The sequence below is a fragment of the Streptomyces sp. NRRL F-525 genome (genome assembly GCF_000716605.1).
Lineage (GTDB): Bacteria > Actinomycetota > Actinomycetes > Streptomycetales > Streptomycetaceae > Streptomyces.
Genome location: NZ_JNXE01000029.1, coordinates 130835 through 137400 on the forward strand (window position 1 = coordinate 130835; position 6566 = coordinate 137400).

At 71.6% G+C, this 6566-nt stretch carries 5 protein-coding genes; 1 reads left to right on the forward strand and 4 read right to left on the reverse strand.

Features of this window, described 5'->3' with window-relative positions:
- Positions 1-49 precede the first annotated feature (49 nt).
- Both OO69_RS33405 and pepN read right to left on the reverse strand, forming a co-directional pair.
- Positions 50-1087, reverse strand: a complete 1038-nt coding sequence (locus OO69_RS33405) for a hypothetical protein (RefSeq protein WP_033284606.1) — start codon at positions 1085-1087, stop codon at positions 50-52.
- A 206-nt stretch (positions 1088-1293) separates the two neighbouring features.
- On the reverse strand, positions 1294-3900 hold the full coding sequence (pepN, locus tag OO69_RS33410; RefSeq protein WP_033284607.1) for an aminopeptidase N: 2607 nt from the start codon (positions 3898-3900) through the stop codon (positions 1294-1296).
- Positions 3901-4049: 149 nt separating this feature from the next.
- Here pepN and OO69_RS33415 point away from each other — a divergent pair, with 149 nt between their 5' ends.
- Positions 4050-4715 (forward strand): DsbA family protein, encoded by a 666-nt coding sequence (locus OO69_RS33415; RefSeq protein ID WP_033284608.1) that lies wholly within the window; start codon positions 4050-4052, stop codon positions 4713-4715.
- Between the two features lie 12 nt (positions 4716-4727).
- On the opposite strand, the gene OO69_RS33420 is transcribed toward OO69_RS33415, so the two are convergent.
- Together OO69_RS33420 and OO69_RS33425 are read right to left on the reverse strand one after the other, a co-directional pair.
- Entirely contained in the window at positions 4728-4961 is a 234-nt protein-coding gene (locus tag OO69_RS33420; protein WP_033284609.1) for a hypothetical protein, read from the reverse strand.
- A gap of 174 nt (positions 4962-5135) precedes the next feature.
- Positions 5136-6527, reverse strand: a complete 1392-nt coding sequence (locus OO69_RS33425; protein ID WP_033284610.1) for an FGGY family carbohydrate kinase — start codon at positions 6525-6527, stop codon at positions 5136-5138.
- Positions 6528-6566: the final 39 nt, after the last annotated feature.

Sequence of the window (6566 nt, forward strand, 5' to 3'; positions counted from 1 at the left end):
ACCCCCGGTGGCCCCTCCTCTCCCCTCCTGATCCCGCCCCGGTCCGTCACTACCGGGGCAGCACCACGACATACGCGGCCGGATCGCGGTCCGCCGCCGCCATCAGCGCCGTACGGACCACCGCCGCCTGCTGCTCCATCGCGTCCCGGAGCTTCTTCGGGGTGATGTGGACGACCGTGATGCCCAGCCGCTCCAGATGCTCGCGCTTGCGGGCGTACTCCGACCAGAGGGCGTCCTCGTCCTGGCGCGGGGCGCGGGTGTCCAGCTCTACGGCCACCGCCTGCTCGGGCCAGTACGCGTCCAGGCCGCCCAGGTGCGGGCCGCCGGGCAGGCGCAGGTCCACGTTCCAGACCGGGTCGGGGAGGCCGTGCTCGCTCACCATCCGGTAGAGGCGGTCCTCCGCGATCGCGCGGCCCTCGGCCAGCAGCGAGTCCACCGCGTCCACCACGTGCGGGCGGCTCAGCAGCTTGGCGTTGTTCAACTCCCGTACCACCGCGGCCGGTTCGCAGTGGCCGCCGCGTACCGCCTCGGTGAGCAGCCCGCGTACCGCGTTCGCGTCCGACAACTCGGCCACCGCGTCCGCGAGGGCCCGCGGCACCGGCGCGACCGGGACACCCTTCACCTGCTGCGCGGCCGGGAGCGACGCCGTACGGACGATCCGCGCGCTGCCCGTCGAGCGCAGTCGGCGCATCCGCGGGACCAGGACGTCGATCTGCTTCAGGGAGGACAGCTCCGGCGCCGACGTGAAGCCGTGCAGGGTCAGCGCCGCCAGGCCCGTGACCATCGTCTCCGTGTACGTCGGGCGGTGCGGGCCCTCCGCGCCGGGCTGGACCGGGACCCCCGCCGTCCGCTCCCGCGCCGCGTACATCAGCACCGCGTGCAGCCGCTCCTCGCCGGTCGGCGGGCCGGAGTGCAACAGGACGACGCCGGGGAGGAGTTGCTGCCACGGCCCGTCGGGACGGCACTGCTCGTTCACCTCGGCGGCCGGGACGCCGTGCGCCCGGAGCTGAGCCGTCGTCAGCACGCGGCGGTGCACCTCGGTGAGGTGGCTGAGGGGGCGGGGGGAGAGCGGGGTGTTGTGGTTCATGCAACGGGGTTTCCCGCGCCGGATCCGGTCCCTAACCGCTGTTACACGCCCGTCGACAAATCCGGACAACGCGGTACTAAAGGACAGGCGTTCGGATGCCGAGTAGGCGCCGAAAACCCCTGGTCCGGATGGGGTGGACCAGGGGTTACGGGGGCGATTACCTGTATTCAGTAACGGTCACGCAGAGGCCAATCGCAGGCCAAGGGTCAGCCCTGGGCGCCGTCGGAACCCCGACCCTCGTTGTCCGCCGCCTGCGCCCGCAGCGCCCGCGCCAGGTCGTCCCGCGACTCCAGCACCAGCCTCCGCAGCGCCGGCGCCGCTCCCTCGTGGGACGTCAGCCACGCGTCCGTCGCGTCCAGCGTCGCCTGCGCGTCCTCGGCCGCCGGGTACGCCGGGAACAGCCCCCGCACCACGTCCACGCCGATCTGGATCGACCGCTCCGACCACACGCGCTCGATCGCCGCGAAGTACTTCTCCGTGTACGGCGCGAGCAACTCCCGCTGCGAGGGCTGCGCGAACCCCGCGATGGTCGCCTCGACGAGCGCGTTGGACAGCGCGTCCGACTCCACGACCTGCGCCCACGCCTGCGCCTTGACGGCCGCCGAGGGGCGGGCGGCCAGGCAGCGGACCTGGTGGCGCTTGCCGGACGCGGTGTCGTCCCGGGCCAGTTCGGCGGCCACGACGGCCTCGTCGGCGGCGCCGTGCGCGGTCAGCGGCTCCAGGAACGCCCAGCGCAGCTCCTGGTCCACGGCCAGGCCCTCGATCTTCTCCGTACCCTCCAACAGGGCGTGCAGCAGGGCGAGTTCCTCCGGCGCCGACGCCACCGACGCGTAGAAACGCGCCCACGCCAGCTGCTGCTCGCTGCCCGGCTCCGCGTCCCGCAGGTCCCGCAACGCGATGTGCGCCAGGAGCTTCGCGCCGGTCTCGCGCCACCACGGCGGCGAGTAGTTGACCAGCGCCGAGTTCGCCCACGCGTGCAGCATCTGCAGGACACCGATGTCGGTCTCCCGGCGCCCGAACCGCATCACCAGGTCGATGAAGTCGGGCGCGAGCAGCAGCGCGTCCCGCGTCATGTTCCACAGCGCCGACCAGCACAGCGCCCGCGCCATCGGGTCGGTGAGCGCCCCGAGGTGGTCGCGCAGGGTCGCCAACGACACGGCGTCGAAACGGGTCTTGGCGTACGTGAGGTCCTCGTCGTTGACGAGCACCAGCTCCGGCGCGTCCGCACCGGCCAGCTCCACCACGACCGTCCGCGCGCCCTCGACGTCCACCTCGGCCCGCTCGTACCGCACGAGACGGCCGTCCTCCATCCGGTAGAGGCCGATCACCACCCGGTGCGGGCGCAGTTCGGGGTGCGACTCCGCCGCCTCCTGCAGCACCGTCAGCTCCGCGATACGGCCGCCCTCCACGTCCAACACCACTTGCGGGGTGAGGGAGTTGACCCCGGCCGTCTGCAGCCACGACCGCGACCAGGACGCCATGTCCCGCCCGCTCGTCTCCTCCAGCACCGACAACAGATCGCCGAGGCGCGTGTTGCCGTACGCGTTCCGCTTGAAGTAGCGGCGCGCGCCCTCCAGGAACGCGTCCTGGCCGACGTACGCCACCAACTGCTTCAGTACGGAAGCCCCCTTGGCGTACGTGATGCCGTCGAAGTTGAGCTTCGCGTCCTGGAGGTCGCGGATGTCGGCGGTGATCGGGTGCGTGGAGGGGAGCTGGTCCGCGCGGTAGGCCCACGCCTTGCGGCGGTTGGCGAAGCTGATCCAGGCGTCGGTGAAGCGGGTCGCGCCGACGTTGGCGAACACGCCCATGAAGTCGGCGAAGGACTCCTTCAGCCACAGGTCGTCCCACCACTCCATGGTGACGAGGTCGCCGAACCACATGTGCGCCATCTCGTGCAGGATCGTGTTCGCCCGCCCCGAGTACGAGGCCTGCGTCACCTTCCCCCGGAAGATGTACTCCTCGCGGAAGGTGACGAGCCCCGGGTTCTCCATCGCGCCGAGGTTGTACTCCGGCACGAACGCCTGGTCGTACTTCCCGAAGGGGTACGGGTAGTCGAAGTGCTCGTGGAAGAAGTCCAGGCCCTGCTTGGTGATCAGGAAGACGTCGTCGGCGTCGAAGTACGGCGCCAGCCCCTTGCGGCACATCGCGCCGAGCGGGATCTCCAGCGTCGTACCGTCCTCGAAGGTACGGGAGTAGGAGTCCGTCACGTAGTGGTAGGGGCCCGCCGCGAACGCCGTGATGTACGTCGAGATCGGCTTCGTCTCCGCGAACTTCCATACGCCGTCGGTCAGTTCGCCGACGCCGTTGCTCCACACCGTCCAGCCCTCGGGGGCCTTCACCTCGGCGCGGAACGGCGCCTTGAGGTCCGGCTGCTCGAAGTTGGCGAAGACGCGGCGCGCGTCGGCCGGCTCGTACTGCGTGTAGAGGTAGACCTCGCCGTCCTCGGGGTCGACGAAGCGGTGCATGCCCTCGCCGGTACGGGAGTACGCGGCCTGCGCGTCGACGATCAGCTCGTTCTCGGCGGCCAGGTCCTCCAGCTGGATGCGCGTGCCGTCGAAGACCGCGCCCGGGTCGAGGTCCTTGCCGTTGAGCGACAGGGCGGTCACGGCCGGTGCGATCAGGTCCGCGAAGCTCGCCGCGCCCGGCTCGGCGCAGCGGAACCGGATCGTGGTCACCGACCGGAAGGTCCGCGGCCCCTCCCCGGCGTCGTCGCCGACCGCCGAGCGCAGGTCGAGGGACACGTCGTACCCGTCGACGGACAGCAGGGCGGCCCGCTCACGGGCCTCGTCGCGGGTCAGATTCTCACCGGGCACGGAGCGCTCCCTCGGATGGTGTTCGATCAACGGTGTTCGCTATGCGGTCAGGGCCGATCCTGCCATGCGCCCCTGACGGCGGGTACCCGGGAATGAGGTGGCGAGGGGCGGTGTTGCCGTGGGGAAACGGCCGTATTCCGAGGAGCGTCATGTCTGAGACCGCGACCACGCCCGCCAAGACCCCCGTGGACTTCTGGTTCGACCCCCTGTGCCCCTGGGCCTGGATGACCTCCCGGTGGGTGCTGGAAGTGGAGAAGGTCCGGGACATCGAGGTCCGCTGGCACATCATGAGCCTGGCGGTGCTCAACGAACCCCGGCTCGACGAGCTGCCCGAGGAGTACCGCGAGCTGCTCGCGACCAAGGCGTGGAAGCCGATCCGCGTGGTCACCGCCGCCTGGCAGAAGCACGGCTCGGACATCCTGGGCCCGCTCTACACCGCGCTCGGCACCCGCATCCACAACAACGGCGAGGGCCCGACCGTCGAGGCCGTCGCCGGCGCGCTCGCGGACGTCGGCCTGCCCGCCGACCTGATCGACTACGCGGACCAGGAGGACTTCGAGTTCGACGCCGAGCTGCGCGCCTCCCACAAGGAGGGCATCGACAAGGTCGGCCAGGACGTCGGCACCCCCGTCATCGCCGTCCCCGGCCCCGACGGCGAGCAGATCGCCTTCTTCGGCCCGGTCGTCACCCCCGCCCCCAAGGGCGAGGAGGCGGCCCGCCTCTGGGACGGCACGGTCGCGGTCGCCTCGGTCCCCGGTTTCTACGAGCTGAAGCGCACCCGTACGAAGGGCCCGGACTTCAGCAACCTGGTGTAAGCACGGCGGCGCTCACTCCGGGGCGGCGGCCTTCTCCTCACGGAACTTCTCGGGGAGATCGCCGCCGCCCCGCGCGTTGTACGCGGGCTGGTACCGCACACAGCCCTTCACGGCGCAGCGCCACAGATCCCCCACGTAGTGCCGGGGCCCTTTTTCCTCCCGGACGGCGGCCTTCTCGGCGTCGGCCAGCTGCTGGAAGTCCTGCCACCCATGGCAGTTCGGGCACCACCGTCGAAGCACCGTCATCAACTCCTCCTCGCCACGCACGGCCAGGCCGGTAGTACACCGCGAATCGCGGACGCCCGCCCCCGGAATCACCGGCTTCGGTGGCGTGCGGCCGTCGGGTGAGCGCGGCCGTCGGGTGAGCGAGGTGGTTCTCGAACTCCTTGGCGTAGTACGTGGCTTGCCCTGCGTTCGGCGTCATCGGCTTCGGTGGCGTGCGGCCGTCAGGCGCGCCAAGTGGTCCTCGAACCCCTTGGCGTAGAACGCGGCCCGCCCCGCGTCCGGCTCCACGATCTCCGTCGGCCGCGTCCACGCCCCCGCGTCCAGCGGAACCCGGTACCGCTCCGCCGCCGCGAGCACCGCACCCCGCGCCCCGACCTCCCCTTCGACGACCCGCAACGGCCGCCCCAGCACATCCGCGAGCAGCCGCATCCAGGCAGGGCTGCGCGTGCCGCCGCCGCACACGGCCAGGGAGCCCGTGAGACCGGCCGCCTCCAGGCAGTGCCGGGCCGCGTAGCCGATGCCCTCGCAGGTCGCCCGGATCAGGTCGGCGGGTGTCGACTCCAGGGAGACACCGGTGAGTTCGGCGCGGAGCCGGGGCTCGACGAAGGGCGCACGTTCACCGGACGGCGCGAAGTACGGCAGCACCCGCACCCCGTTCGCCCCGGCCGGGGTCGCCGCGAGCAGCGCGTCCACCTCCTCGTGCCGGACGCCGGTCGTCGACAGCACCCAGTCCAGGGCCGCCGTACCGACCATCGCGGGCATGGCCCGCAGCCAGTGCCCCGGCCGGTCGAGGGAGATGTACAGGCCGGCCGGTTCGCCGCTCAGGTCCAGTTCGGTGGTCGCGACGAGGCTGGCGAGACAGGTCCCGACGATGAGCAGCCCGTCGCCCGGTTCCGTCACCCCCGCACCGAGCGCGCAGGCTGGTAGGTCGTACGGCCCGTTCGCGATCCGGGTCCCCGCCGGTAGCCCCTCGCCACGCGTCTCGGCCGTGGCGACCGGGTCGGCGACCGGTGCCAGCAGCCGCCTTCGCCGGGTCAGCCCGAGCAGCTCGACGACACCGTTGTCGTACGACCGCGTCCGGGGGTCGAGGAACGGCATCGACGCGTCCGAGACATCGGTGGTCGCCCGCGCCCCCGTCAGCCGTTGGAACACCATGTCCTTGCAGTACAGGGCGGTGGTGGCGGCGTCGAGAGCGGCGGGCTCGTGCGCGGCGAGCCACGCCAGCAGCGGCCCCGGACACCCGGGGAACATCGCGCTACCGGTCCGCCGGAACACCGTCTCGAAGGTTCCGTCCGCCAGCCACTGATCGAGCAGTTCGTGTGCCCGCCCGTCCATCCAGGACGCCGCCGCCCGCACCGGCCGCCCGTCCCCGTCCACCAGCCACACCCCGTCGCCCTGCCCGGTCAGCCCGGCGAGTTCGAACGGTCCGTCGACCTCCGCGGTGAGTTCGTCCAGTACGGCGACGACCGCGCCGTAGACCTCGTCCATGTCCTGCTCGACGAAGCCGCCGTGCATGGAGAGGCCCACCGGGCGTGCGGCTACGGCGAGTTCACGGCCGGAGTCGTCGAAGGCCTGTCTCTTATACACATCTGACGCTGCCGACGAAGGCTTAGGTGTAGATCTCGG

Coding starts and splice junctions, on each gene's coding strand:
- OO69_RS33405 (WP_033284606.1), bottom strand. CDS start 1,087: ATGAACCACAACACCCCGCTCTCCCCCCGCCCCCTCAGCCACCTCACC.
- OO69_RS33420 (WP_033284609.1), bottom strand. CDS start 4,961: ATGACGGTGCTTCGACGGTGGTGCCCGAACTGCCATGGGTGGCAGGAC.
- OO69_RS33415 (WP_033284608.1), top strand. CDS start 4,050: ATGTCTGAGACCGCGACCACGCCCGCCAAGACCCCCGTGGACTTCTGG.